Consider the following 26,493-nt stretch of genomic DNA (forward strand, 5'->3'; position numbering starts at 1 on the left):
TACATGTTAGAGCGGATTATTACCGCATTGGTATTGGTTGCTGTGGTGTTGAGTTGTATGTTTGCAACTCAGTCGCACTATCCAATGTTTATGCTGATGATTGTTGCAGCAGGGGTTGCGGGCTATGAGTGGTTCAAACTCATGCCAAGAAAAACTAAATATGTCCTCAAACCTGTGGCTTGGGGCTTTGGTGTATTGACTGCCGCTTTGGCAGCAATGGCACTTTATTTTAGTGATATTGCCTTGTTACTTTGGGCAGCTTCTATTTTGACATGGTTACTCAGTATTTATTGGGTCAAGTCTTATCCAGAATACGATGCATGGTATAACCCAAGCTTAAGTTTTATTGGTTTTATTCTAATTTCTGCTGCGGTCACTGCAATTTTTTCCGTATGGAATAGTTCGCCGTGGTGGTTAATGTACTTGTTCTTGTTGGTTTGGGGTGCAGACTCAGGTGCTTATTTTGTTGGGCGTAAACTGGGCAAGAAAAAACTTGCACCGAATGTCAGTCCAAACAAATCAGTAGAAGGCTTATATGGCGGTGTTTTTACTGCCATGCTAATCGTGATTGTTGTTGAAGTGGTGTATTTAGACCTGACTTTGGCACAACATATTTTATTCCTGATTCTTTCGGTGATTACGGTATTTAGCTCGGTATTGGGCGATTTATTTGAATCCATGATCAAACGCCGTGCAGGTATTAAAGACTCTGGGCGCGTCTTGCCAGGTCATGGTGGTGTGCTAGATCGGATTGATTCTTTGCTTGCAGCAGCTCCAATTTTTGCTGCGGGTATGTATGTTTTAAAACTTATTGGCGTAGATTTATAAATGTCACAAGCTGTTTGTATCTTGGGTGTGACAGGTTCAATTGGACAAAGCACCCTAAAAGTACTGCAACAACATCCAGAGCAGTATTCAGTTTTTGCCGTGACGGCGCACAGCCGAATTCAAGAACTGGTTCAAATATGCAAACAGTACCATCCTAAAATTGTGGTTGTACCTGCGGCAAAAGTTGATGAATTGCAGCAGTTACTTGCACAGCAACACATTTCAGGGATTGAAATTTTAAGCGATGAGGCGGGTTTAATCGCAGTTGCCGAACATCCTGAAGTGGATGTGGTGATGGCAGCCATTGTCGGTGCGGCAGGTTTATTGCCTACACTGGCTGCGGTTAAAGCGGGTAAGCGCGTGTTATTGGCCAATAAAGAAGCCTTGGTGATGTCGGGCGACATCATGATGCAGGCGGCACGTGAACATGGTGCTTTGTTATTACCTGTAGATTCTGAACATAACGCGATTTTTCAATGTTTGCCTGAACATTATTTACAAACCGAAAGAAATGGACAACCTCAGCTAGGTGTATCACAAATTTTACTGACTGCTTCGGGCGGCCCATTTTTAAATCATAGCCTAGAAGAACTGCAACACGTTACCCCTGCACAAGCCTGCAAACATCCAAATTGGTCTATGGGACAAAAAATTTCGGTAGATTCTGCAACCTTAATGAACAAAGGTTTGGAATTAATCGAAGCGTGTCATCTTTTTGCAATTTCAGAACACTTTGTTACAGTTGTGGTTCATCCACAGAGTATTATTCATTCCATGGTTCAATATGTGGATGGTTCAACTTTGGCACAAATGGGTAATCCTGATATGTGTACGCCAATTGCGCATGCTTTGGCATGGCCGCAGCGTATCCAAACGCATGTTCCGCCTTTAGATTTGTTTGTCAATCATCAGCTTGATTTTCAAGCACCCGATACCACACGTTTTCCTGCCTTAAGTCTGGCACGTCAAGCCATGCAAGAAGGTGGTCTGGCGCCTGCTATTTTAAATGCAGCAAATGAAATTGCAGTTGCAGCATTCTTGCAGCAAAAAATTCGTTTTACTGAAATTGCGACAGTGGTTGAGCATACCTTGAACCAAATACAAAATTCAGCCGCAGAAAGCATTGAACTGATTTTGCAGGCAGACCAAAATGCTCGTGCTATTGCACAGTATTTTGTGTTGAATAAAGGAAGCTAAAGCATGAGTGCCTTATTTATTGTGGTTGCAGCGATTCTTTTGCTAGGACCTTTAATTGCAATTCATGAGTTTGGGCACTACTTTGTTGCACGTAAATTAGGTGTCAAAGTTTTGGTGTATTCCATAGGCTTTGGGCCAACCATTTTAAAATGGACGTCTAAAAAATCGGGGATTCAATATCAGCTTTCGGCACTGCCTTTGGGTGGCTATGTCAAAATGCTTGATGAACGCGAAGAAAACGTTGCAGAAGCAGACCTACCTTATGCCTTTAATCGTCAGCATCCGTGGAAACGTATTGCGATTGTGGCAGCAGGTCCGTTAATCAACCTGATTTTTGCCATATTATTGTTCTGGCTATTATTTTTACCCTCTCAAGAACAGTTGAATACCCGTGTGGGTAAGGTACTGGCAGATACACCTGCGGCGGCAGCGCAAATGCAAGTAGGTGATAAGATTACCGCCATTGATGGTACGCCTGTGACGACATGGGAAAAGCTGAACTTTGCCTTGGTAGATCGTGTAGGTGAAACAGGCAAGATCCAGGTACAGGCGGAACGCGCAGGTGAAATCAAAACATTTAGCTTACCCATTCAAAATTTCTTAAATGATCAATCCCAATCACCTTTAGATATCTTGGGTTTTACACCGTATCGCCCACAAATTCCTGCAATTGTCAGTAAGTTAAGTGAAGATGGTGCGGCCATTCGTCAAGGTATGCAAGTCGGCGATCAAATTATTGCAATTGATGGCGTCAAAATGAATGACTGGTACGATGTGGTACAAGTTGTTCAAGCATCGCCAGAAAAATTACTGAAAGTAGATGTGCTGCGTAACAATCAAGTACAGCAACTGGAAGTGATGCCGCAAGGCAAACGTGACAATATGGGCAATGTTTCGGGTGTATTGGGTGTGCAAAGTGATCCTGGAAAAATTGTCATTCCAGAAGATTATAAGCAAACCATTCAATACAGCCCGAGTGAAGCTTTATTTATGGCGGTAGATAAAACAGGTCAGCTGTCTAGCATGATTCTGAATTCTATTGTCAAAATGGTACGTGGTTTAATTGGTTTCGATAACTTATCTGGCCCAATTACCATTGCTAAAGTTGCAGGACAAAGTGCGGAAATGGGGTGGCAAACTTTTATTTCCTTTATGGCACTCATGAGCGTAAGCTTAGGAATTCTAAATTTATTGCCAATTCCAATGTTGGATGGCGGGCATTTAGTTTATTATTTTATCGAGCTGATTCGTGGAAAACCTGTTTCTGAACAAATACAATTAGTTGGTTTAAAAATTGGTATGGTACTGCTTGGAAGTATGATGCTCCTTGCATTATTTAATGACATTATGCGTTTATAACAACGTAGATACGAAATAAATTTAACACTGGAAAAGACTGGCATGCAGCACACACATTTATTTATGCCCTTGGCACTGGTTAGTGCAATGGCGGCAACACAACAAGTATATGCAGCAGATGAATTTATTGCGCGAGATATAAAAATAGATGGTCTTGTTCGTTTAACGCCAGCCAATGTCTATGGAATGATTCCAGTGAATAGTGGTGATCGTGTCAATGAAGCAGTGTTGGCCAATGCGATTCGTTCACTCTATGCCACAGGTTTGTTTGATGACATTCAGGCCAGTCGTGAAGCCGACACTTTAGTGTTTAAAGTGGTTGAGCGCCCAATCATTTCTAAGGTTGAATTTAAAGGCAATAAACTGATTCCAAAAGAAGCGTTGGAAGATGGTTTAAAGAAAATGGGTGTGGCTGAGGGTGAAGTGCTGAAAAAGTCAGCACTACAAACTTTAGAATCTGAGCTTGAACAGCAGTATATGCAGCAAGGTCGTTATGATGCAGATGTACGCGTCATTACCACAGCACGCCCAAATAACCGTGTAGATTTAACCGTAGAATTTGTTGAAGGCAAAGCCGCCAAAGTGGTAGATATCAACATCATTGGCAATACGGTATTTAAAGATAGCGATATTAAGCAGGCGTTTGCTGTTAAAGAAAGTAGCTGGAGTTCGATTGTTACCCGTAATGACCGTTATGCACGCGAAAAAATGGCAGCAAGCTTGGAAGCATTACGTGCGTTATATCTGAATAAAGGTTATATCAACTTCAATATCACTAACTCTAGCTTGAATTTGAGCGAAGACAAAAAGCATATTTTTGTTGAAGTTTCGGTGGATGAAGGTGAGCAATTCAAGTTTGGCGAAAGCAAGTTCTTGGGCGATGCTTTATACAAACCAGAAGAACTTACGGCACTGAAAATTTATAAAGATGGTGAAACCTATTCACAAGAAAAAGTGAATGCGGTGAAACAATTGTTGCTGCGTAAATATGGTAATGCAGGCTATTACTATGCCGAAGTGAATATTGTTCCGCAAATTGACAAAGAAACTAAACTGGTAGATTTAAACTACTACATCAACCCAGGTCAGCAAATTACAGTGCGTCGTATTAACTTCGCTGGTAACAGTAAAACCGCCGATGAAGTACTGCGTCGTGAAATGCGTCAAATGGAAGGCGCATTGGCAAGCAATGAAAAAATTGATTTGTCTAAAGTCCGTTTAGAGCGTACAGGTTTCTTTAAAACCGTTGATGTCAAGCCTGTGCGTATTCCAAATGTGCCAGACCAAATTGACTTAAATGTAAATGTAGAAGAACAGCACTCAGGTACAAGTACTTTAGCGGTAGGTTTCTCGCAAAGCGGTGGTGTGACGTTCCAAGCTGGTTTAAGCCAAACTAACTTCTTAGGTACGGGTAATTCGGTTTCGATTGATTTGTCGCGTTCTGAAACACAAGACTATTATAATCTGAGTGTGACCGACCCATACTTCACGATTGATGGTGTGCGTCGTGGTTACAACATGTACTACCGTAAAACCAAGCTAGATGATAACTATAACGTAAACAACTATGTGACAGACAGTTTTGGTGGTGGTATTAACTTTGGTTACCCAATTGATGAGAACCAAAGTATTAGTGCAGGTTTAAACATTGACCAAACTGAAGTGACTACAGGGCCTTATGTTTCGACTTATGTGGCAGATTATTTAGAAAGAAATGGCGGGAAAGAAACAGTAAAAGGTGACCATTGTCCAGGTGCAATAGAGGCAACATCTGGGCAATGCGTAGATAAAGATGGCGTGCCAATTAAGACAATTACGTATGGTAAAGAGTTTAAAGGAGACTTCCTAACTTATAACTTAAATTTAGGCTGGTCATATAACACTTTAAACCGTCCGATTTTCCCAACCAATGGTATGTCGCATCGTGTTAATGCTGAAATTGCCTTACCGGGCAGTGATGTAGAATTCCAAAAAGTCACTTATGATGCTCAAGCTTACTTTCCATTAGGTAAAGATTTTGTCTTACGTGGCTATGGTAAGATAGGTTTTGGTAATGATTTACCATTCTATAAGAACTTCTATGCAGGTGGTTATGGTTCGGTGCGTGGTTACGACAACAGTACCCTAGGACCAAAATATCCAGGCGTATATTTCTCTGATACGGAACAATCAGATCTATCTCCAGAAGAAGTGGGTGGTAATGCCTTAGTACAATTTGGTACAGAATTGGCTCTACCAGTGCCATTTAAAGGGGATTGGACACGTCAAGTTCGTCCAGTGATTTTTGCAGAAGGCGCACAAGTTTTTGATACTCAGTGTAATGTTTCTGATTCAAATATTTTTGTGAATGGGGCTTCTGTGAATGCGAAGCAATATTGTAAAGACAACTACGGCTTTGACTTCGGTGAAATGCGTTATAGCGTGGGTGTAGGCTTTACTTGGATTACCATGATTGGTCCATTGTCACTCAGCTATGCGTATCCGTTGAATGAAAAACAAGGCGATGACACTAAAAATATCCAATTCGAAATTGGTCGTACTTTCTAAGTATGACCACTTTTTGGGTAGCATAAATACAGGATAGAAATATGAAAAAAACAATATTGAGTTTGGCATTGTTGGGTTTATCTACAATGGCTGCAGTAGCACATGCTGCAGGCTATGGTGTAGTAAGTTTAGAGCGTGTTGTAGAAAATAGCAGTTATTTAAAACAGCAAAATTTGGCGTTACAGCAGTCGATCAAACCACAAACCAGCAAACTTGAGCAATTGGCAAAAGAATTAGAAGCTATGCAGCAGCGTGCGCAGCAATCTAATAATTTATCTGATGCTGAAAAGCAAAAAATGAATACTCAGTTTCAAGCGAAATTGAAAGAATTTAATGGTTTGCAACAAGTAGTGCAAACTCGTGTTCAGTCAGAATTGCACAAAATTAACGATGGTTTTGAAACTCGTTTAAAGCAAGTTGCTGAACAATTGCGTAAAGAAAATGGTTTAGATGTGGTTTTGAATAAAAACTCAGCACTTGCCTATGACCCGAAGTATGATTTAACTGATAAAATGATCCAAAAGGTCAACGTACTTAAATAATCAATGAGTTCCCAATATTATCGCTTAGAAGAAATTGCTAGTTTAGTTCAAGGTCAATACATTGGACAAGCCGACTTACGTTTGCAAGGTTTGGCAAGCCTTGAGTCTGCTCAGGCGCATCAACTTGCATTCGTGAATGGCGATAAATATTTAGCGCAAGCACGTAGCTCCCAAGCGGGAGCTTTAATTGTGACAGCTTCATTACAAGCCGAGTTAGACAATCATCACAACTTTATTGTGGTCGATAATCCATATCTGGCTTTTGCGATTCTGACCCATGTATTTGAGCGTAAGCATACGCAACGTGGTATAGAAAGCACAGCCCAAATTCATCCATCAGCCATCATCGCCGATAGTGCCTATATTGGTCATTACGTCGTGATTGGTGAAAATTGCGTGGTGGGTGACAATACGATTGTACAATCGCACTGTAAAATTGATGACTTTGTCGAAATTGGTCAACAGTGTTTTATTGATTCACATGTGACGCTAACAGGCGAAGCCAAGCTTGGGCATCGCGTGCGTATACATGCCAATACCGTAATTGGTAGTGAAGGCTTTGGCTTTGCACCTTATCAAGGCAAATGGCACCGTATTGCACAGCTGGGTTCGGTGATTATTGGTAATGACGTTCGTATTGGCTCGAATTGCAGCGTAGATCGCGGTGCACTAAATGATACAATTTTGGAAGATGGTGTCATTATTGATAACCTTGTGCAAATCGCACATAACGTCAAATTAGGTGCTCATACGGCTATTGCAGCAAAAACAGCCGTGGCTGGAAGTGTGACAATTGGCAAAAACTGTATCATTGGTGGTGGAAGTGCAATTTCAGGGCACTTAAATATTACCGATAATGTGACTTTGACAGGAATGTCAATGGTCACAAATAATATTTCTGAATCAGGAAAATATTCGTCAGGTATTGGCTTATTTGAAAATCAAAAGTGGAAACGTACTGTTGTGCGCCTCAGACAATTAGCAGATGTGCCATTGACCCAATTGGTGAAAAGACTTGATGATATGCAATCTCAAATTGAGTTCCTTGAATCAACTTTTAAATTGCGTAAATAATTATGATGACTGAGTCGAATTCTAGCACCTTCACTAAACCTGAATTGCCAATGCACATTCAAACCATTCGTGAATATTTACCCCATCGCTATCCGTTTTTATTAGTAGACCGTATTGTAGAAGTCACTGATAACGGTATCGTGGGTTATAAAAACGTATCTATCAATGAAGAATTCTTGCAAGGACACTTCCCGAATTATCCGATCATGCCGGGTGTTTTAATCGTTGAAGCGATGGCACAAGTGTCGGGTATTTTAGGTTTTATCATGAATAATGAGAAACCGAGCGCAGGTTCTTTGTTCCTTTTTGCAGGCGCAGAAAAAGTTCGATTTAAAAAACAAGTCGTTGCAGGCGATCAACTTGTATTAAAATCTGAATTAGTTATGCAAAAACGAGGCATTTACAAATATAATTGTATCGCCACCGTTGATGGCGTCGTCGCAGCAACCGCGGAAATTATGGTTTCGCATCAGAAAACAGAGCAAGCATGAGCAATAACCCACTCATTCACCCAACCGCTATTATTGACTCATCTGCAGTAATCGCTTCAGATGTCACGATTGGTCCATACTGTATTATTGGCCCAAATGTAACGATTGGTGAGGGTACAAAACTTCATTCGCATGTGGTGATTGGTGGTTACACCCGTATTGGTCAGCACAATGAAATTTTCCAGTTCGCCAGCGTAGGTGAGGTCTGTCAGGACTTAAAATATGCAGGTGAGGAAACTTGGCTAGAAATTGGTGATCACAACAAAATTCGTGAACACTGCAGTTTGCATCGTGGTACGGTGCAAGACAATAGCCTGACCAAAATTGGTAGTCACAACTTACTTATGGTCAATACGCATATCGCACATGACTGTATGGTGGGTGATCACAATATTTTTGCCAATAACGTGGGTGTGGCAGGTCATGTGCATGTTGGGGATTATGTGGTTGTCGGTGGAAACTCTGGTATTCACCAATTCTGTAAAATTGACTCTTATAGCATGATTGGTGGTGCATCGCTCATTCTTAAAGATGTGCCTGCGTATGTCATGGTTTCTGGTAATCCTGCACATGCATTTGCAATGAATGTGGAAGGAATGCGTCGTAAAGGCTGGTCGAAGGATGTGATTCAAGGTCTTCGTGAAGCCTTTAAACTCATTTACAAATCTGGATTAACCACTGAGCAAGCCATTCAGCAAATTCGCATTGATATTTTGCCAAATGTGGCAGAAGCGCAGCGTTTAATTGATTCTTTAGAGCAATCTGAACGTGGTATTGTGCGTTAAGGTTTGAGTTTACCGAATGCGGCAAGCTTCAGAATATTAAAAGACATCCTCGGATGTCTTTTTTTATTGGCTTATTTAAAGAATCTTGCTTCTTCAGACTTTGGATATTGGCTCAGAATTTTACTTTTGTATTGCGCTGCTAAAGTAGGTTTGTGATCTACATCTTGCGCAATACTATATAAACGATATAGGGCACTTGATGCTTTTGCAGATTGAGGGTACTTTGTTGCTACAATTTCAAAATTCTTTTTGGCTTCGGTGTAATTGGTCGGTTCAATCGCTAAATTAAACTCAGCTAACCAAAAATACGCATTGCTGATATACACACTGTTTGGGTGGTTTTTAATAAAGTTTTGCATAGGTGCAATCGCTTTTTTGGCACCACCTTGTTTATAGGCATCCAATGCAACAGTATAGGCTGCTTTTTCCAGCTCAATATTGGTATTTAAACCTTGAGCTGTTGGACTCACATGCGTTGTATTTTGCACAGATTGCGTGGCATTGTTGTTTAACTGGTTGTTGCTGGCGCTGGGTGCAGTATCTTTTTGGTTATCCTCCTCAGCGGCAGGAGCAGATTCAGGGTCTATTTTTTGTTGGAGCAGTTCTAGACGTTGATCTAAATCGGTATAGCGATTTTGCAATTCATGTTTGAGCTGCGCAATTTCATTGTCTTGTTCTTCAATTTTGCCACGTAACTGGCGGATGTCATTTTCAAGTTGCTGATTTTTTTGCATCAACTGCCAATTGATATTGGTGGGTACATTGGCAGTTGCCATATTACTCGTTGCAATCGCAGGGCTATTGGCATAGCCAGCACTGCTTTGGCTGAGGTTGTGGCTTTCAATTGGAATATTGGCAAATACAGACGTTGAGCACAGTAGGGCAAGAGCACAAAGTGCATGCTTTTTTAGCATAATTGAATATCCATCTTAATCTTGTATAAGTGAGTCCTTGTAAGCGTATTGGACTCAACCTGTTGATTTGGTCATTTTCCACATTTAAAACGTCCGCGCGTGGAATTGCAATAAGCTTTTACAAACTTATCATCAATCTCAGCGCAATATGGGTAAATCTAGGATTTAAATCTCAAAATAATTTTATGATGGTTTAGTTAGACTAAGTTTTGAATTTTAAGTGAGGTTATTCTATAAATGTCTTCAATTGTTTTTAAAATAATCAATTGGATAGCATTATAAAAGGAAATACAGAACAACGCTTGCAAGTTTGTTAAAAATCTCTATACTCTGTTTTTGCAATGGTAGCCCTGCTGGTTACTTCGCAATTGTACTCTACGAACCCCGTCAGGACCGGAAGGTAGCAGCGGTAGTGGAACTATGATGTGCCGAAGGCTTGCTGGTAGGGTTGCCACCAGTTTTGAAATAATAATTCTATTTATCTTCTACTTATTTTGATCTTATATCCACTATTTTAAAAATCCTGCTCTTTCCTACGAATTGCTTTCATAATCGCATCCATATCAAAGCCCCGATACTGTAAAAAACGAATTTGTTTGGCTTTAAGTTTTGGCTCGTTTGCGACTTCTGTGCCGAATTTTTTCACTTTCAGTTGATAGGCTTGTTCTGCCCAATCAGTTTCTTTAAGTTCTTCTGAAATTAAACTGCTATCCACTTTTTTGTTTTTAAGTGCCATTTTAATGCGATTTGGCCCTTTACCTTGGCGCTTTTGGCTAGCCAGTAACATTTCTGCAAGACGCTGATCACTCTGATAATTTTCGCGTGCCAGTTCATTGACTAATTCAATCACTTCATCACGGTTTTCTGCATATAAAGCCAATTTTTCAATTAAGTCATTTTTAGAATATTCTTTACGAGTTAAGACAGCGAAGGCATAGCTACGTAGACGAGAACCTGTCAGTCCTGGGCGTTTGCTTTGCTGTTCGTCAGGGTCTTCAATGTATTCTTGATCATCAATGGCATCTGTATAAGCAGGGTATTGTTTATTAATGTTAGGCGCAGAATTTGAGGCAAAATGCAGGGCAGATGTTGTTTCTGAATATGCCTGCTTAGTTTGGCTGCATGATTGCTCATCTTCGCCAAATTGTTGTTTTAGCGCAGCATAATCAATCAGTTTGGGGAATTTATTTTCAGACATGGTAATGCTTCCATATACAATAAAACGCTCCGTAGAGCGTTCTATTTAATTCAGTTTGTTGTGTTCATCTTAGCGCATGCTTTAAACATCAAGTAAGTCGAATTCTTCTTCGTCTTTATCTTCTACAGGTGCAGCTTGACCTGTCGTGAGTAGTTGTTCACGAATAATCGCTTCGATGCCTTTAGCAAGCTCTGGATGTTCTTCAAGATGGCGAATGGTGTTGTTTTTACCTTGACCAATTTTATCGCCTTGATAAGAATACCAAGCACCAGCTTTTTGCACGATATTTTGTTGAACAGCTAAATCGACCAGCTCGCCCAAATGGTTAACACCTTTACCGTAAAGAATCTGGAACAATGCTTCTTTAAATGGAGGTGCCATTTTGTTTTTCACAACTTTGACTTTGGTTTCAGAACCAATAATCTCGTCACCTTCTTTCACTTGACCTACACGGCGAATATCTAAACGAACAGAAGCATAAAACTTCAATGCGTTACCACCAGTTGTGGTTTCTGGGCTACCAAACATTACACCAATTTTCATACGAATTTGGTTAATGAAGATCACCATACAGTTCGAGCGTTTGGCATTACCTGTGATTTTACGCAAGGCTTGGCTCATTAAGCGTGCTTGTAAGCCCATGTGTGAGTCACCCATTTCGCCTTCAATTTCGGCACGAGGGGTTAAGGCAGCTACGGAGTCGACTACAATCATGTCAATTGCACCAGAGCGTACCAACATATCGGCAATTTCAAGAGCTTGTTCACCGTTGTCTGGTTGCGATACTAAAAGATTGTCAATATCTACACCAAGTTTACGTGCATATTGAGGATCAAGCGCGTGTTCGGCATCAATAAAGGCACAAGTTCCACCAGCTTTTTGACATTCTGCAATGGCTTGCAAGGTCATAGTTGTTTTACCTGATGATTCAGGGCCGTAAATTTCAATGATACGACCTTTAGGTAAGCCACCAATACCCAATGCAATATCTAGGGTCAATGAGCCTGTAGATACGGCTTCTACCGCTTGCACAGTGTTGTCACCAAGACGCATGACTGTGTTCTTACCAAATTGTTTTTCAATCTGGCTTAACGCAGCGTTTAACGCCTTGCTTTTATTCTCATCCATCTTACAACCTCAATACGATGTCACGAAACAATATACTCAAGTGGATGCATTTACTTAAATCTTTTCCACATGCAATATAGTGACAGAATTTGTCCTGTAGTTCTATTTATATCACGGGCTGTACGACAGCCTGTGACGCTCTATTTAATCATCATTATATGACCAAAATTGGTCAAATTGCTGATCATTCTCTTGTTTAAATTTGCTGATGTCACGACGGTCTTTTTTACTTGGTCGATGATCAGGTCGTGCTAGATTATGCAACTTTCTTTGGGTCGCAATCAATTCCCTGCGTGCAATACTCACTTCAGTTTCTTCATAAAGTTGCTGAGCGACAGGGGCAGGGCCGCGTACGCCGGATAATGCCTTGACCAATACGGTTTTCTTATCAAAACCTTGTTGAATGGTCAGCTCAGTTCCCACACGAATTTCTTTGGAAACTTTAACGCGCTCGCCATTGTGATGTACTTTGCCGCCTTCAATGGCAGCTTTTGCAATAGAGCGGGTCTTGAAAAAACGTGCAGCCCATAGCCATTTATCAATTCGGATCGTTTCAATGGCTTCGTGGGACGAAGTTTTAGGCATATTTTTGAGTGTCCTCAAATTGTTCTAAGACAGGAATTAAATCTGTTAATTGGTGCAACATAGGGTAATTACAAGTCTGACGCGTAGGTTTTGCTGAGGATGGCTGGGCAATACTATATAAGTGTCCAATCCCAAAGGCTTTAGCACCATTAAGCACCTTTTCGGTGTCATCTATAAAATAGCAATCTTCAGGATTAAATGCATGTTGTTGTTGCAATGTTTGCCAAAATTCAACGCGCTCTTTGGCATAACCAATACTTTCAGAACTAACAATCACTTCAAAATACTTTGCTAAACCTGTATGTGCTAATTTAAAGTCTAAACCTGCACAATCGGCATTGGTGGTGAGCCAAATGTGATAGCCATTATTTTTTAAATATTCCAGTAATTCGATAGCTTGTGGACGCAACGTGACTTGATCTTTATATTCAAGTTGCATCGCAAGCATATCTACCCCCACTTTAGCCGTCCAAAAACGTGAGGAATACCACTCTAAGGTGTGGCTATGCGCTTGATAAAAATCGTATAAAATTTCTTTGCTGCGCTCTAAAGAACAGGCGTGTAATTCTGCATAGCGAATAGGCAGTTGTTCATTCCAAATAAAATCATCATAAGCGAGATCTAACAGCGTTCCGTCCATGTCAAACATGATGATATTTTTGTGCATTTAGATATCCTAAACCATAAAGCAATTGCCAAAAGGCAAATAAAACTGGCTCATTTAAACATGCTTGAGGCATAACTCAAAATGCTGTCTGATTATTCGCCAAATTGTGTTAGGCTAAACAGATAAGCACTGTGCAGGTGTTGCATATAAATAGGTGAGATGGGGCAGTTGTAAAAAGTAACTGTAGCGTTCACAAAAAACAATTTTTTTGACATATTTCTGTATTTGTTTGTCTGTATAAGCATAGAAATTGAGTGGTAAATTTTTTAAATTAGGGAGCTAGTAATGGCTGAACAACAGTATTTAGATTTAAAACACTTAGATAAACAACTCGATGAGTTTGAGAAAAAGAAGAAAAAAATTAAGAAAATGCGTATCGGCTATAAATTATTTGCGCATTTAATGGGCGATGAAAAATTCGCCCATCATGTTTCAGAGTCGGCATTAAACCCAGATAAACGTAGTTATCGTAAAGTGAAAATTAAAATTACCTCAGATGAAGGGGAGTTAACTTTTTTGGAAAAGGATTGATTAATTTTTGATTTAAAATCTAGGTTGATTTTTATTATGTGTACAAATTTGTGTACCTTTAAATCTAGCCCGATTGATGCAGATCGGGCTTTTTTATACCTTAATTCTATGAATGGTTTGGAATGAATTGGAATTCTTTTATAAGTCAAAATTTGATCATAAATCATTAGTAAAATTAGTATTGAAAGTTTCTTCTCTTGCGCCATGTATGGCTCAAGATGAGGAATATTCCGCAAGAGGATGAGGGTGCTGAATTAGAGGCTTAAAATCATGTATGAAAAAAACTTATTTCAGAGGAAGTACAGTTATTTCGTTTGTTTAAATAAAATGCATCAAGTTGTCATAATCTGCACTTAAGCTATTCAGCAAACTCAGTGAAATGTAATAGGTCGTGTTTAGTCTATTTCAGTATAAGTTCTGTATATAAATGTGGCAAAGTGCGCTCAAATGTTACGCTTTAACTATCAAAAGAGGCATGAATATGACAGAGCGATACCTGAGAATAGTGACAATTTTTCATGATTAAATAAATTTAAAAGGAATTGTGATGTCTATTTTAGGAATTGCCATTACCACTATTTTGGGTTTATTGGGTATTGCTGCAATTATTATTGGTTTTTTTGGTGGTGAAACTTATTTGGTGGTTGTGGGTATTTTATTATTGGTTAGTGGTGCACTCACTTTATCGATGTTTAAAAAAGCTTATCCAATCCATTTAAAGATTAATTAACTAAGCACTCAATAAATAGAAAACTTAAGTGAAAACGAATTGCCTTGATACATAAAGTCTTGATTTAGCATGTTTAGAGGCTGAATTGTAACTACGCATCAGCCGTAAATTTTATTACAATGTTTTTATGAAAGTAATGAAAAATTAGACCTTTAGATACAGTCTAAAAAGGATAGTTATGTTTATAAAAACAAAGGCGCCAACGCATACTTTAATTTTACAGTTATTGCCAATCGTGCAGCAGGCGTGTGAAATTTTAAATCAGGAATTTCAAGATTATTGTTCAGGTGCTGCTTTTGATGTAGAAAAGAAAACCGATGATTCTCCTGTTACGCAAGCCGATTATCGAGTCAATTATTATTTAATGCAGGCTTTGGCAAAAATCTCCAATTTACCTGTGTTGTCCGAAGAAGGTGAGCAAGACCAACGTCAGCAATGGCAGCAATTTTGGTTGCTTGATCCTTTAGATGGCACGAAAGAGTTTTTACATCAACGTCCTGAATTTACCATTAATTTAAGTTTAATTTGTGGTGTGCAAACAACTTTTGCAGTACTTGCAGTACCAGGCGAGCAAACTATTTATTTTTGTCCTGAACAGGGTATGCCATTGAAATATCATATTTTAACTCAGCAATGGTATCTCTATCAGTCTGAACCCACGGTAACATCTTCAGTTCTAAAAATTGGATTAAGCCACAGTAGTCAAAAAAAATCACACTATGCAGACTATTTAAAAAGCTTGGCGCAGTTGACCAATTTTGAAGAACTAAAAGCAGGTAGTGCTTATAAATTCTGCATGATTTTGGAAGATCGTGTCGATATTTACCCACGTTTTCATCCGACTTCTGAGTGGGACACCAGTGCAGGACAATGTTTATTGGAACGAATAGGTGGTGGATTGGTCGATTTTCAGGGGCGGGCATTTTTATATAATCAGCGCGATACATTGTTAAATGGTGGTTTTATCGCCTATAAAAATACGCAGATGAAACAGATTGCCTTACAAGCACTTGGACTTATGGCGAAGTCAGATTGAGCAAAGTGCTGAACATGGTATAGTGTCAAGCAACCAAGTTAAAATTTTGGCTAGATCATGGCATTAGAACTACTCCCTGCAAGTATGCTTAAAGCAATTGATTTATTGCCTGATGCTCAGACGCCTGTGACTTTGTTTACCCGTCATTCTATTCGTGAAATTGTCGTTGGTCAGGGTTTGGCTGGCTATAATTTACAATTGACCGAACAAGGTCGCGATTTAGCCGAAGCATGGGGAGGCTACTTGGTTGGAAATACAGATCGGGTGATTCAACACTGTATTTCAAGTCCTATTCAGCGTTGTGTCGATACGGCTGCTTTAATGATTCGTGGGGCAGATGGCATTACCCTCGAACCCAATACCCATCACATTGAAATTATAGAACAAGGTTTATTGGTGGAACCAGGAAGCTTTGTACTTGATATCAAACAGGCAGGCCCATATTTTCAGAAACAGGGTGCTTTAGGCTTTATTAATAGTTTTGTGAATAATGCCTTGCCCGGCATGAAACATCCGATTCATGGTGTCGTGGATGTCCTTGAGCTGATTTATAACACCCATCCAACCAACCAATACGGACTGAGTTTGGCTGTGAGTCATGATACGATTTTAGCTGCAATTATCGCGGTGATTTCTGGACGTAATGAAGTCACGCAAGCCGATTGGCCAGACATGATGGAAGGTTTATTCGTTTGGTTTGAAGGTGATGAGTTTTTAGAATCCAAGCTAAAATGGATTTGGCGCGGTCAGATTCACACTTTAGATATCTCGCAATTTCGTCAGAAAGTTTAAGCAGAACATTGAACGCATATTCTAGTGCTATCCATTCAGTACGATAGAATACCGTCTGTCAGAAATTAAAAAAAATAATTCAAATTTTATTCTCTTTTTTTCCTTCATTTTATGCAGTTGTGAGCGCAAACTCGATCAAATATTGTCTATCAATCTGTGTGCTGCTTTAAAAATTCGCTGATTTTTATAAAGAAAAATTAATAAAATTGTGTTGAAAATATAAAGCGATATGAAACTTGAGAATTGCATAATTTTATACATCTATTTAATATAAAAATACAAGCCATTGAAAAATATGTGTTTATTTTTATATTTTTTGTCATAAATTGACATTGGGGTGGAATAAATAATGAAAAGTGTGACTCGGTTTTCGCTTAGTCTATTAAGCGTATGTATATTATCATCCATGCTTGCTGCATGTGGTGGTGGTGGCGATGGGGATGCCGCTGGGAATTCAAATCAAGAAAATCCAATACCACCGGAAAATCCTCAGCAACCACCTGTGGGCAATGTGGCTAATCCTTATCCTGAACCTAAACAAGATGTCATCAATCAATCGGTACTCGGGTTTTATGATTACAACGCTAATTCTGAATCACGTGAAGTGCGTAATGATTTAGATGGTGATTTTCAGGCAATGATTCAATTTGCTCAAGGGCATGTGGTTGACCCGAATGGTAACGAGGTGAAAAAAATGCCACGTCTAACCGCAGAAAAAGAAGCATTATTATTGGTTACGCCAAATCAAGGCATGGACAATATCGACACTTTACAGCTTGAAGTGTATCAAAATGAGCGCTTGTTACGTCGTGTTGCTTTACTTGATCCAACCCAGATTCCTACTTCAGACCAGAGCAATCAAGATGGTCGTGCCGAGGTACTGTATAGTAAGCGTGCGTGGTCGGCTAAATTAAATTGGGATGAAGTACGTCCCGGTTTAAAGCTGCGTTTGGTTGATTCTAAAAACCGTAGTGGTGCACTTGACGCAGAAAAAATTGATTTTGCAGCACCGGGTGAATTGGTACTCAACAATATTCGTATTGGTTTATTGACTGCGCCGCCGAAGTCTGGCGGGCATTATATGTTATTAGAGCCTGAAAAAGCGGGTACCGATTATTTCCAAACCATTCCTGCGGCGCAAATGACTGTGGCTAAATACGACGACATTCAGCTAGATCGGGTGATGGTCGCTAACGGTACGATTTATGATACCCAAAGTACGGGTGAAGGTGGTGTCTATTCGGGGGACATGCGGGAAAATACTGCAAAATCGACCTTTAGTGTAGGAATTAACTTGGCCAACTGGGGGGTGACCAGTGCCTCGATGTTGAGTCATCAACAGCCACAACTTACACAAACTGTAATTGCCCATCATGCACGAGGTAAATATACAAATGGTGATCAAACGCATGGTTTAAGTGGCGGTAATGGTATGTTGACCCTGTATGATTCTGTGGGCAACGAGTTTAGCCATGAAATTGGGCATCATTATGGTCTTGGGCATTATCCGGGTTCACAAGGTGAAAATATGTTCTGGGCTGCACACCATGCAGACAGCGGTTGGGGCTATATTGCGTATCGTAATAAAATGCGTGGCAACTTGGCGTGGCATACTCGAAACTTGGGTGATGGCAAAAATGGTGTGCCTAACTTCCTGAAACAATATGCTTATGGTTGGGATGCGATGTCAGGTGGTGCAACCAACAGTAGCATTTCGCGTTATACCCATTACACGGGTTACAGTACCCATATTCGGATTCAACCCCACTTTGGGGCGCGACATGTTTGGGATGAAAGCTCACCAAGTGGTTATAAAATTTGGAATAAAGACACACGCCAAATGGAAGTGGTTTATCCAAAAGTACCAAGCTCCAATCAGGTTTGGTACAACAGTGCCGATGGATATTATTTAAAACCGCGCTTATTTGGTGTGCCTGTAATTACTATTATTGGCGGATATGATCCTGAAACTCAGCAAGGTGTGTTGTATCCTGCTGCACGCAGTAACTGGGGTAATGTTTATAATTTACCTGGGGTAAATCGTGCTGCTGAAAATGCCGCATGTTGGTTAGATGTTCAATATGCCAATCGTAATCAGAACGTGGCATTGGCACCTAACCGTATGACCAGCAATGCCAATAAACTGCATGTCAATTTAGCACTTGCTGAGCAGCCAAAACAGGTGAATTTATACTGTAAAAAAGCCAATCATGCCGAGAAGTTATTATCGACACTGAATATTTCGCAATATAGCGATAGTATTCAACCTGCGGTAAAAATTGGTCGTACACATGGCTATGAAGCTTTAAGAAAAGTTGAAATGCCTGATTTTCAGAAGCAGTTGGAAGCGCAAGCCAGTCAAGCTGTGGTGGCTTTAAAACCTGCTGCACAACTATTGTATGATTCTTATGCAGATTATCGTCAAGAGCTAAGTGCAACTGCACAGCAACAATTACAGCGTTATGAACAACAGCAAAATACGATTTATCGTTTAAACCGCTGGATGAATGTTTATCGTGCCGATTTAGAAAAGACTAAGCCTGAAGCGGAAACAGCATTGCACAATTTTGTGGAGCGATTGGGTTTAGGCAATGAAAATATTGTGGCTGAAGCAACACTAATGAAAAACAGAAATAACTGTTTGAAAGTTGAAACTTTGGCGAGTGGTCAGAAAAATGCTTACATTAGTGGAGCAAGTGGCTGTACAGGCGATGCAACTGAGCAGTGGATTTATGATGGTTTGGGGCGTATTCACAGCAAAGCAGAAATGGATCAGTGCTTAACCAACAACGGCAATGTGGTCTCACTTGCAAGCTGCAGTACATCTAAAGACAGTCAGGTCTGGGAAATGCACACAGCTTCGGGAACGATTCGTCAGGGGAATCAGTGCTTTGATTTAGAGCATGGCTACCTAAAAGAAAACCGCGCGCGTTTAATTCGTTATGGTTGCACAGGTGGTGCGAATCAGCAATGGACGCAATTAAAGGCTAATAACAGTTTGCAACTGGCTTATTTAAGTCCACAAAATTTACGACTGATGCTGAAATAATTCTTCGTCTGAATTATTCATCTTCATTAATTTAAAACACCTTTTGACCAGTTCAGGAGGTGTTTTTTATTTTATGGTGGCAGGTGTATTTGAAGTGATGTAATTGGCGTGCAGAAACTAAAGATTGCTTAATTTGATAAATTATCGAAACAGCAGGCACAAAAAAAGCCCTTAACGGGCTTCTTTTGTTTAACACTTAGTTAGAAGCTAAAGCTTTAACTTGAGCGTTTAAACGGCTCTTATGACGAGCTGCTTTGTTCTTATGGATGATGCCTTTATCAGCCATACGGTCAATTACTGGAACAGCTTTTTTGTAAGCTTCAGTAGCAACCGCATAATCACCTGCAGCAATAGCAGCGATTGTGCGTTTTAAATAAGTACGAACCATAGAACGTAAGCTTGCGTTGTGTTTACGTGCTTTAACGTTTTGACGAGCACGTTTTCTAGCTTGAGCAGAGTTTGCCACTCGTGCACTCCTTGAAATAGATTGGTCTGGGCGGGCTGCAATTACTTCCGAAAACCAACATCAGAAGAATTATCACCAGCCCGTAAACAAGTGCCATATTTTGATGAAACTAGACAGTTAAGTCAAGTCTTGACATGCTTTGACAACATTTTAGCTGCAGAAAAATCAGAAAGAAACAGGTAGATTAGCTTTAAGCCTCAGAGATTGTTTAAAAAATGACAAATTCTATTCAAAATGCAATTGTAATTGGTGCGAATGGTTTAGTTGGGCAGCAATTGGTCAAACAGCTTAATCAGCTGCCTGAATGTAAAAATATCACCGTTGTTTTGCGTAGACCTTGCTCGGAATTAAATCGCTTAGAAAAAGTCCAGACGTTACTCCTCGAAGACTTTTTATTGCTCAATGATGAAGATGTGAGCGGTTATAGTCATGCATTCAGTTGTTTAGGCACAACCTTAAAAAAGGCAGGCTCAAAGCAGGGATTTTATGCTGTGGACTATACCATCAATGCACATTTTGCCGAATTATTGCAGGCGAAGGGTACGCATTACATATTGGTCAGTGCTTTGGGAGCAGAAGCCAAATCAGCCGTATTTTATAATCGTGTCAAAGGTGAGCTAGAACAATATATTGAAAGTTTGGATTTAGACAAAGTATCAATTTTGCGTCCATCTTTATTATTGGGTGAGCGCAACGAACAACGGCGTTTAGAAGATTTAGGACAAAAGCTGTATCTTAAAATATCACGATTTATTCCCGATCATTTTACATATAAGCCAGTAAGTGCTACGCAAGTGGCTCATACTATGGTCGAGGCAGCGCAATCGCAAATTCATAAATTCCAAATTTATGATAATTTACAAATACAAAAAACCAAGTAAAAGGGGAACAACGTGTCTACAGTACCATTCGTAACTTGTGACTTATTAGATGACCATCCAGAACATGACCTTCAAGTGGTGATTCCATCTTTGGATGGCAAATTTTTCAAAAGTTACGGTGCACGTAAAACTTTTGGCGGTCAAATTGTGACTGTAAAGTGCTTTGAAGATAACTCGCGTGTAAAAGAGTTGTTGGCAACCGATGGCACGGGCAAAGTTTTGGTGGTAGATGGTGGGGCATCTATGCGCTGTGCCTTAATGGGTGACTTGATTGCTGAATCCGCAGTGAAAAATCACTGGAATGGCGTGATCATTTACGGCTGTGTACGTGATGTCGATGCAATTGCAGCACTTGATTTAGGCGTACATGCTTTGGCTTCAATTCCACAAAAAAGTAACCGCAAAGGCGTGGGTGAAGTGGATGTGAGTTTGCATTTCGGACAAGTCACTTTTAATTCGGGCGATTATGTCTATGCTGATAACAACGGTATTATTGTGGCAAAAGAAAAGTTGGTCGATTTATAAGCGGTTTGATGGCGCAGTCATCAAATTGCTGAGCACATCAAAAGGAAAACAAAATGGTGCATCATCAAATTAAAGTCATTCAGGCAGTGGCATCTATGCTTACCGAAGGTGGACGTGGAGTGAATGGGACAGCATTTCCCAAGCAACCCGAAAAAGCCTTAAAGTTATATGAGTTTGAAGGTTCACCATTTTGCCGTCGTGTACGCGAAGTCATGACCTTGTTAAATTTGGATTATGAGGTTTATCCATGCCCCAAAGGTGGCACAAAATATCGACCTTTGGTGAAACAACTGGGTGGTAAAACTCAGTTTCCATTTTTAATTGATGAAAATACAGGTGATCAGCTCTATGAATCACAGCAGATCATTCATCATTTATTCAAACATTATGGCAAAAGTGGAAAAACGCCAAAAAAATACGCGCATTTTCCTAAAATTCCTTATGTTGCACTTGCAGGCACGTTATTGAATGGTGCACGTGGTGTGTGGATTAACCAGAAAATTGTAGAGCGCGCTGCACCTGAACAACTGATTGAACTGTGGGGTTTTGAGGGAAGTCCTTATACACGTGTAGTACGTGGTGTATTGACTGAACTGGAGTTGCCATTCAAATTTCATAATGTAGCCAAAGAGCGTTGGCAAGATCAAGGCTTGGCAAAATTACGTTTAAAACCGGGTAAATATGTGCCACTGGCAGGTGGTAAGCGTGAGCAGGTATTAAAAGTTATGGGTGATAATATTCAAGTCCCATTTTTAATCGATCCAAATACCCAGACTCAGCTTTTTGAATCGGCCAAGATTGTGAAGTATTTACAGCAAACTTATGGCAAATAAGCTTTAAGTCATTTTTTGATTGTTATAAAAGCATCTTCAAGATGCTTTTTTGCATTTGGCAGGATGCAAAATATGCATCATTATAAATAGCCTAAGCAAAGTGGGGTTAAAACACTGACTTATCACGTCAGGGAAAATATAAATCACCCTGATCAGTTGCATCTATTTTAGTGAAGCATTTAAACTCTGCAGCATTCACTTTGATTTCGCCAATTTATAGGTTCAAAATGTTCAGCAAACTTACAGGGTTGTTTAAAAATAAAGCCAATCTCGAAGAAATTGCCTATTTAGAAGCACAGAATATTCAATGGGATGCGGAACAAGGCTATATGGTCGATGGTATTTTGCTTAACGATGTTTTGGCAGAGCGTTTAAATTATTTATCCAACCGCCGTATGCAGCAGTTTGATGATTTGGCACAGCTGTATTCTACAGCTATGATTATCAATGAAAAAATTGATCTGGAAATTGCGCAACAGCGTTTTAACACAATGCTTGGTAATACCGAAGAAAACTTACTGGAATTTAAAGCGATTGTTAAAAAATTGAATGATTATTATCGACAGTTTTTACGTGATCAAAAGTAAAGAGGCGTGTGTATCAAACTTTAAAGCTCGCTGTTTTATAAAATTTTGCAATTAAATACGCTGTAATGGTGGATGAAAAAAATTACGTAAAACCGTCAATTCATCGTGCTAGTATAAGCCCCATGTTGTTTAGACCCTAAAGCTATATACATGTTCCAACACGAAATTTCCCAACTCAATTTAGCACAACTGAAAGCTGGCGAAAAACGCTGGATTGGTAATCTACAAGGTTCTGCCGCAGCATTATTATTTAAAGAAATTGGTCAGCAGAATCAGCATTTATTTGTGATTGTCGCGCGCAATCAACAACATTTGGCGCAGTTAGAAAGCGAATTAGAATTTTACGGGGTAAAACCGACTATTTTCCCCGATTGGGAAATTTTGCCTTATGACCGCTTGTCACCGCATCAAGATATTGTGTCGGAGCGTTTGGCGATTTTATCCAATATGCCGCAGCAAGGTGTATTGTTGGTTTCGGCAACCACTTTGGCACAACGTGTTGCACCAACCTCATGGGTGTTAGGCGAGCATTTCGATATTCGTGTTGGGCAAAAGTTTGCTTTGGAACAACAAAAGCAGCGTTTGGTACAAGCAGGCTATCATCTGGTCGATACAGTCTATGATCATGGTGAATTCGCTGTGCGTGGCAGTATTATGGATATTTATGCTTCGGGACAGGAAGCACCCATCCGTATTGATTTATTTGATGATGAAGTTGAAACCTTAAAGTTTTTTGATCCAGAAACGCAGCGTACCACCCAAAGTTTGCAGAATTTTACGGTTTTACCCGCCAAAGAATTTCCATTAAAAGAAGGTCGTGCGATTTTCCGTGACCGCTATGCAGAAAGTTTCCCAACGGCAAACCCGAAAAAGAACCCTGTGTATCAGGATGTGTTAGAAGGCATTGCATCGCCTGGTTTAGAGTTTTATTTTCCGTTATTCTTCACTCAAGCACAGCTTGAAGGTCAAAATACATTACTTTCATACTTACCAAAGCATTGCATTGTCATTACAGATAAGGCGGTGGATGACTGTTTAACTCAATTTTGGAAAGATGTGCTGTATCGTTATGAGGACAGACGTCATAACATCGACCAGCCGATTTTGCCGCCTGAGCAATTATTCCTACAACCAAATCAATTATTAGAACAACTGAATCAATTTGGACGTGTGGTTGCATCGCCCGAAGCTTTTGAGCAAAAAGCAGGTGTAGTGAACTTAAGCACACTTGTACCACCACGTTTGGCGGTTGATCCTAAACAAGAACAACCCTTTCATGCCGTTAAGCAATATATTGATGCGGCCAATCATCCTGTTTTATTGGTGGCAGAAAGTGCAGGTCGTCGTGAAACCTTAAAAGATGCGTTGCGTGCCGCTTTGGGTGAAATTCCACAAGTGGAGAGTTTTGAGGCATTTCAGCAGTCTTTACAAGCCATTGCGATTACCAATGCACCTTTAGATCGCGGCTTGGTCATTCAAGATCAATTGAGTGTAATCTCAGAAAATCAGTTGTATGAACATCGTGTGGTGCAGCGCCGTCGTAAACGTCAGCAGGAAGTTTCTGAAGAGTTTTTAATTCGCAGTTTGACCGAGTTAAGCATTGGTGCACCTGTGGTACATATTGATTATGGCGTAGGGCGTTATGCAGGTTTAATTACTTTAAATATTGATGAGCAAGAGCATGAGTTTTTACAACTTGATTATGCCGATGCTGCAAAAGTGTATGTACCTGTTACCAATTTGCATTTAATCAGCCGTTATAGCGGTGGTGATCCAGACCTTGCGCCTTTGCATAAATTAGGCACAGATGCATGGAATAAAGCCAAACGCAAAGCGTTGGAACAAATTCACGATGTGGCAGCAGAATTACTGCATATTCAGGCACGTCGTCAATCTAAACCGGGTTTTGCTTTTGAGTTGGATCATAGTCTTTATATGCAATTTGCCAGTGGCTTTGCTTATGAAGAAACCCTAGACCAAGCCAATGCAATTGAAGCGACTTTACATGACATGCAACTGGCAAAACCAATGGATCGTTTGGTCTGTGGTGATGTTGGTTTTGGTAAAACCGAAGTCGCCATGCGGGCTGCATTTGTCGCGGTACAGAATAATAAACAAGTCGCGGTATTGGTTCCGACCACATTGTTGGCACAACAGCATTATGAATCTTTTAAAGACCGTTTTGCCGACTGGCCTGTGCGTATTGAAGTCTTATCGCGTTTTGGTTCAAGCAAATCTCATCAAAAAACCATTGAAGATTTAGCTGAAGGCAAAGTCGATATTGTGATTGGGACGCACAAAATTCTGCAAGAAAATATTCAGTTCAAGCAGTTGGGTTTAATGATTGTCGATGAAGAACATCGTTTTGGGGTGCGTGACAAAGAACGTATTAAAGCGCTGCGCGCCGATGTGGATATGCTGACTTTAACCGCAACGCCAATTCCACGTACCTTAAATATGGCATTTAGCGGTATGCGCGATTTATCCATTATTGCTACACCACCTGCACGCCGTTTAGCGGTCAAAACCTTTGTGCAAGAGCATACAGGCGATACGGTGAAAGAAGCCATTTTACGTGAATTGTTACGTGGTGGTCAGGTGTATTTCCTGCATAATGAAGTGGAAACCATTGAGCGTAGTGCTGAAACCATTCGTGAATTGGTACCAGAAGCGCGGGTTGCAGTTGCGCATGGGCAAATGCGCGAGCGTGAATTAGAGCAAGTCATGCAGCAGTTTTATCATAAAGAATATAACGTGTTGGTTTGCTCAACCATTATTGAAACAGGGATTGATGTTCCAAATGCCAATACCATTTTAATTGAACGTGCAGATAAACTCGGATTGGCGCAGTTGCACCAACTACGTGGTCGTGTTGGACGTTCGCATCACCAAGCTTATGCGTATTTGCTGGTACCTTCCATTAAGGGCTTAAAAGGCGATGCTGAAAAACGCTTGGATGCGATTCAGCGTGCCTCAACTTTGGGTGCAGGTTTTATGCTGGCAACCGAAGACTTGGAAATTCGTGGTGCGGGCGAATTACTGGGTGAGCAACAAAGCGGTTCAATGCAAGCTATTGGTTATAGCCTGTATATGGAAATGCTGGAAAAAGCCACCAAAGCCATTCAAAAAGGTAAAACCCCTAACTTCGATGCACCATTGTCTTTAACTGCAGAAATCAACCTGCACATGCCTGCTTTAATTCCAGATGATTATTTGGGCGATGTGCATCAGCGCTTATTGTTCTACAAACGCATTAGTAATACCGATACTCAAGAAAAGCTTGATCATATCCGTATGGAGTTGATTGACCGTTTTGGTATTCCACCACAAGCGGTGAAACAATTATTTGCTGTACATCAACTGCGTTTAAAAGCAGAGCAGTTGGGCATCACTAAAATTGATATTGGTACAAATGGCGGTCATATCGAATTTTCACCAGATACACCTGTGCAAGCCATGAGCATCATTCAAATGATGCAAAAACATCCGACCTATTTCCGTATGGATGGTGGACAGCGTTTAAAAGTGATGGTGATGTTGGAGGAAGCTGAAAAGCGGATTCAATTTATTGCCGATCTATTAAACAACCTGCTAAAAACTTTGCACAGCTGAGTTTAAAAATGCAAATTGATCCAAATATCATATCGGTAAATTTATGAATATTTGCTAAGAAACCTCTGATTCTATAATGAATATTATTCATGATGAATTTGGTTAAAATTGCACTTTATTTACATCGAAACATGAT

The 26,493-nt window shown here is 40.2% G+C and carries 24 protein-coding genes and 1 other RNA gene; 19 read left to right on the forward strand and 6 right to left on the reverse strand.

The window, feature by feature from the left end; all coding sequences use genetic code 11:
- Positions 1-3: 3 nt before the first annotated feature.
- The 8 genes from FTV41_RS07940 to lpxA all read left to right on the forward strand — a co-directional run bounded on the left by FTV41_RS07940 (position 4) and on the right by lpxA (position 8,823).
- Positions 4-828: a CDP-archaeol synthase gene (locus FTV41_RS07940; protein ID WP_136143951.1), complete on the forward strand. Its 825-nt coding sequence runs from the start codon at positions 4-6 to the stop codon at positions 826-828.
- Positions 829-2,025, forward strand: a complete 1,197-nt coding sequence (gene ispC / locus FTV41_RS07945; RefSeq protein WP_096901423.1) for a 1-deoxy-D-xylulose-5-phosphate reductoisomerase — start codon at positions 829-831, stop codon at positions 2,023-2,025.
- Between the two features lie 3 nt (positions 2,026-2,028).
- A complete protein-coding gene (rseP, locus tag FTV41_RS07950; protein WP_179996386.1) occupies positions 2,029-3,384 on the forward strand; it encodes an RIP metalloprotease RseP in 1,356 nt (451 codons plus the stop codon).
- A gap of 186 nt (positions 3,385-3,570) precedes the next feature.
- On the forward strand, positions 3,571-5,931 hold the full coding sequence (bamA, locus tag FTV41_RS07955; protein WP_373682953.1) for an outer membrane protein assembly factor BamA: 2,361 nt from the start codon (positions 3,571-3,573) through the stop codon (positions 5,929-5,931).
- Between the two features lie 41 nt (positions 5,932-5,972).
- Positions 5,973-6,473, forward strand: coding sequence for an OmpH family outer membrane protein (locus FTV41_RS07960; protein WP_154320776.1), 501 nt, complete (start codon positions 5,973-5,975; stop codon positions 6,471-6,473).
- Positions 6,474-6,476: 3 nt separating this feature from the next.
- A complete protein-coding gene (gene lpxD / locus FTV41_RS07965) occupies positions 6,477-7,547 on the forward strand; it encodes a UDP-3-O-(3-hydroxymyristoyl)glucosamine N-acyltransferase (RefSeq protein WP_179996387.1) in 1,071 nt (356 codons plus the stop codon).
- 2 nt (positions 7,548-7,549) lie between these two features.
- Positions 7,550-8,038 (forward strand): 3-hydroxyacyl-ACP dehydratase FabZ, encoded by a 489-nt coding sequence (gene fabZ / locus FTV41_RS07970; RefSeq protein ID WP_004976697.1) that lies wholly within the window; start codon positions 7,550-7,552, stop codon positions 8,036-8,038.
- A complete protein-coding gene (gene lpxA / locus FTV41_RS07975; RefSeq protein ID WP_004976696.1) occupies positions 8,035-8,823 on the forward strand; it encodes an acyl-ACP--UDP-N-acetylglucosamine O-acyltransferase in 789 nt (262 codons plus the stop codon). The genes fabZ and lpxA overlap by 4 nt, the downstream gene beginning before the upstream one ends.
- A 71-nt stretch (positions 8,824-8,894) precedes the next feature.
- On the opposite strand, the gene FTV41_RS07980 is transcribed toward lpxA, so the two are convergent.
- Complete coding sequence (locus FTV41_RS07980) at positions 8,895-9,740, reverse strand: YbgF trimerization domain-containing protein (protein WP_179988741.1); 846 nt, start codon at positions 9,738-9,740, stop codon at positions 8,895-8,897.
- A 348-nt stretch (positions 9,741-10,088) separates the two neighbouring features.
- Between FTV41_RS07980 and ffs the strand changes: the two genes are divergently transcribed.
- Positions 10,089-10,185: signal recognition particle sRNA small type (ffs, locus tag FTV41_RS07985), an RNA gene on the forward strand.
- 66 nt (positions 10,186-10,251) lie between these two features.
- Here ffs and FTV41_RS07990 read toward each other — a convergent pair.
- From FTV41_RS07990 to FTV41_RS08005, 4 genes are all read right to left on the reverse strand, one after another.
- The gene (locus tag FTV41_RS07990; RefSeq protein WP_179990156.1) at positions 10,252-10,935 is read right to left on the reverse strand and encodes a regulatory protein RecX; all 684 of its coding nucleotides are present in this window, start codon (positions 10,933-10,935) and stop codon (positions 10,252-10,254) included.
- Between the two features lie 81 nt (positions 10,936-11,016).
- Complete coding sequence (gene recA, locus FTV41_RS07995; protein WP_004976691.1) at positions 11,017-12,063, reverse strand: recombinase RecA; 1,047 nt, start codon at positions 12,061-12,063, stop codon at positions 11,017-11,019.
- A 144-nt stretch (positions 12,064-12,207) separates the two neighbouring features.
- Positions 12,208-12,648 (reverse strand): RNA-binding S4 domain-containing protein, encoded by a 441-nt coding sequence (locus FTV41_RS08000; RefSeq protein WP_004976690.1) that lies wholly within the window; start codon positions 12,646-12,648, stop codon positions 12,208-12,210.
- Complete coding sequence (locus tag FTV41_RS08005; protein WP_096901429.1) at positions 12,641-13,315, reverse strand: HAD-IA family hydrolase; 675 nt, start codon at positions 13,313-13,315, stop codon at positions 12,641-12,643. The genes FTV41_RS08000 and FTV41_RS08005 overlap by 8 nt, the downstream gene beginning before the upstream one ends.
- Before the next feature lie 285 nt (positions 13,316-13,600).
- Here FTV41_RS08005 and FTV41_RS08010 point away from each other — a divergent pair, with 285 nt between their 5' ends.
- The 5 genes from FTV41_RS08010 (at position 13,601) to FTV41_RS08030 (ending at position 19,453) form a co-directional block, all read left to right on the forward strand.
- Complete coding sequence (locus FTV41_RS08010; protein ID WP_004976684.1) at positions 13,601-13,846, forward strand: hypothetical protein; 246 nt, start codon at positions 13,601-13,603, stop codon at positions 13,844-13,846.
- Positions 13,847-14,393: 547 nt separating this feature from the next.
- Entirely contained in the window at positions 14,394-14,576 is a 183-nt protein-coding gene (locus FTV41_RS08015; protein WP_179993810.1) for a hypothetical protein, read from the forward strand.
- A gap of 178 nt (positions 14,577-14,754) precedes the next feature.
- Positions 14,755-15,612 carry a 3'(2'),5'-bisphosphate nucleotidase CysQ gene (locus FTV41_RS08020; protein WP_131261461.1) on the forward strand — a complete coding sequence of 286 codons (858 nt, stop codon included), beginning with the start codon at positions 14,755-14,757 and terminating at the stop codon, positions 15,610-15,612.
- A 57-nt stretch (positions 15,613-15,669) separates the two neighbouring features.
- The gene (locus tag FTV41_RS08025) at positions 15,670-16,404 is read left to right on the forward strand and encodes a histidine phosphatase family protein (protein ID WP_004976677.1); all 735 of its coding nucleotides are present in this window, start codon (positions 15,670-15,672) and stop codon (positions 16,402-16,404) included.
- A gap of 349 nt (positions 16,405-16,753) precedes the next feature.
- A complete protein-coding gene (locus tag FTV41_RS08030) occupies positions 16,754-19,453 on the forward strand; it encodes a M66 family metalloprotease (RefSeq protein ID WP_179996388.1) in 2,700 nt (899 codons plus the stop codon).
- A gap of 196 nt (positions 19,454-19,649) precedes the next feature.
- On the opposite strand, the gene rpsT is transcribed toward FTV41_RS08030, so the two are convergent.
- Entirely contained in the window at positions 19,650-19,919 is a 270-nt protein-coding gene (gene rpsT, locus FTV41_RS08035; RefSeq protein WP_004976669.1) for a 30S ribosomal protein S20, read from the reverse strand.
- Positions 19,920-20,134: 215 nt separating this feature from the next.
- Here rpsT and FTV41_RS08040 point away from each other — a divergent pair, with 215 nt between their 5' ends.
- The 5 genes from FTV41_RS08040 to mfd all read left to right on the forward strand — a co-directional run bounded on the left by FTV41_RS08040 (position 20,135) and on the right by mfd (position 26,357).
- Entirely contained in the window at positions 20,135-20,800 is a 666-nt protein-coding gene (locus FTV41_RS08040) for an NAD(P)H-binding protein (RefSeq protein WP_131261459.1), read from the forward strand.
- A gap of 12 nt (positions 20,801-20,812) precedes the next feature.
- Complete coding sequence (rraA, locus tag FTV41_RS08045) at positions 20,813-21,325, forward strand: ribonuclease E activity regulator RraA (protein WP_004976667.1); 513 nt, start codon at positions 20,813-20,815, stop codon at positions 21,323-21,325.
- Positions 21,326-21,378: 53 nt separating this feature from the next.
- Positions 21,379-22,158, forward strand: coding sequence for a glutathione S-transferase N-terminal domain-containing protein (locus FTV41_RS08050; RefSeq protein WP_004976665.1), 780 nt, complete (start codon positions 21,379-21,381; stop codon positions 22,156-22,158).
- Positions 22,159-22,385: 227 nt separating this feature from the next.
- On the forward strand, positions 22,386-22,745 hold the full coding sequence (locus tag FTV41_RS08055; RefSeq protein WP_131261458.1) for a hypothetical protein: 360 nt from the start codon (positions 22,386-22,388) through the stop codon (positions 22,743-22,745).
- A 150-nt stretch (positions 22,746-22,895) separates the two neighbouring features.
- The gene (mfd, locus tag FTV41_RS08060; protein ID WP_179996389.1) at positions 22,896-26,357 is read left to right on the forward strand and encodes a transcription-repair coupling factor; all 3,462 of its coding nucleotides are present in this window, start codon (positions 22,896-22,898) and stop codon (positions 26,355-26,357) included.
- Positions 26,358-26,493 lie beyond the last annotated feature (136 nt).

The sequence above is a fragment of the Acinetobacter sp. YH16051 genome, assembly GCF_013417135.1.
Lineage (GTDB): Bacteria > Pseudomonadota > Gammaproteobacteria > Pseudomonadales > Moraxellaceae > Acinetobacter > Acinetobacter towneri.